This window comes from Pseudomonas sp. Sample_9 (assembly GCF_004307535.1).
GTDB lineage: Bacteria > Pseudomonadota > Gammaproteobacteria > Pseudomonadales > Pseudomonadaceae > Aquipseudomonas > Aquipseudomonas mercuritolerans.
In genome coordinates this window covers 1-1,621 of the sequence record NZ_RAZO01000442.1, presented here as the reverse complement: position 1 = coordinate 1,621, position 1,621 = coordinate 1, and the positions used below count along the sequence as shown (strand labels likewise).

Sequence of the window (1,621 nt, the reverse complement as noted above, 5' to 3'; positions counted from 1 at the left end):
CCCAGCAGATACGGATCGGCCAACGGATTGCGCAGCAGCGATTGCAGGATCACCCCGCACGTCGCCAGGCCGGCGCCGCAGGCCGCCGCGACCAGCGCGCGGGTCAGGCGATAGTTCCAGACAATGCCTTCGTCGATCGGGTCGAGCACATAACCGGCGCCCCACAGCTTGTTGGCCAGCACCTGCAACACTACGCTCGGCTCGATCGAAGTCTCACCAATGGCCACGCCGCCAATCAGCGCGACCGACAGCGTCAACAGCACCAGCAGCAAACGGATCAGGCGTCTGCTCATGGCGACAGGTCGTAGCCGTTGATCGCGCTGGCCAATTGTTCGAGGCCGTCGAAGGTGCGCAGGCTGGCCTGCATGGCCATGGCGTCAAGGATGATGATGCGGTTGTGCTTGACCGCGTCCATGTTGCGCGTCACCGGATCACTGCGCAGGAAGGCGAGTTTCTTCTGATAGTCGTCCGCCGGGAAACGTCGACGATCCATGCGCGCGATCACCAGAAACGTCGGGTTGGCCTTGGCGATGGTTTCCCAGCCGACGGTTGGCCATTCTTCATCCGACTCGACCACGTTGCGCACGCCGAGGGTGCTGAGCATGAAATCGGGAACGCCTTTGTGTCCGGCCACGAACGGCTCGATGTCCATCTCGGCGCTGGAGAACCACACCAGGGCGCTGACGTCTTTGCGCTGCTGCTTTTTCGCCGTGGCGATCGACTGCGCGAGGCTGGCTTTGAGCTGGTCATTGAGCTGCTCGCCACGCGCCTGCACATCGAAAATCGCTGCGAGCTGGCTCACGGCTTTGTAGATGCTGTCGATGCGAAACGGCGCCAGCCGCGTGCCGTCCGAACCGACGAGGTTGTCCTTGGCTTCGCAATCGGAGGGGAGCAGGTAGGTGGGAATCTTCAGTTCATGAAACTGCTCGCGAGTGCCGACCGCGCCTTGCGGGCCGACCATCCATTCCAGCTCGACGGCAACCAGCTCCGGGCGTTTGGCGATCACCGCTTCGAAACTCGGCTCGTTGTCGGCGAGGCGCTCGATCCTGTCGTTCTGCGCTTTGTATGTGCCCAGCACGTCGTTGAACCAAAGCGAAGTGCCAACGACTTTGTCGCCCAGACCCAAGGCGTAGAGCATTTCGGTGCCGGCCTGGCCGATGGTCACCGTGCGATCGGGCGCGTGCTGAAAGGTCAGGCTGCTGCCGCAGTTTTCCACGGTCAGCGGATACGCAGTCGGCGCCGCTTGCGCCAGGGGGCAAAGGCTCAGAGCGGTGAGCAGGGTGGCAATGCGGGGCAGCAGCATGGGCAGTCTCCAGGGGAACCGTACGGGAGCGGGCGGGTACGGTTGGAAACACACCTCGGGCGCGGTCGTGGAAACTGCGCAAGGCCGGCACGGGGAAAATGCGCACGGCATGATGTCCTTCCCGGACACCCCGCCGGTTAGTCAGTCACTGTGCCGGCAGGTCTCCTGACTGATGCGTCATCGCCACGCTCCGGCCTTCCCGGGATTCACCCAGTGGCAGTCGAGGAGCAGGCTCGGCACCTACAGTTGCGGGGGCAGTTCCGATTGATGCTGTGCAAGCATTTCGGATTCCCTATTAATTCCGTGTGGAAACCGGCG

General features: G+C 63.1%; 2 protein-coding genes and 1 riboswitch. Both genes read right to left on the bottom strand.

Features of this window, described 5'->3' with window-relative positions:
- On the bottom strand, positions 1-281 hold a 281-nt coding region (locus tag D6877_RS25175), incomplete at its 3' end, for an iron chelate uptake ABC transporter family permease subunit (protein WP_178083748.1).
- A gap of 8 nt (positions 282-289) precedes the next feature.
- On the bottom strand, positions 290-1,303 hold the full coding sequence (locus D6877_RS25170; RefSeq protein WP_130912459.1) for an ABC transporter substrate-binding protein: 1,014 nt from the start codon (positions 1,301-1,303) through the stop codon (positions 290-292).
- A gap of 137 nt (positions 1,304-1,440) precedes the next feature.
- Positions 1,441-1,621: riboswitch (cobalamin riboswitch) on the bottom strand. This riboswitch is flagged as partial in the annotation.

Excerpts from the sequence above, each read along its gene's own strand:
- D6877_RS25170 (WP_130912459.1), bottom strand. The coding sequence starts at position 1,303 with ATGCTGCTGCCCCGCATTGCCACCCTGCTCACCGCTCTGAGCCTTTGC.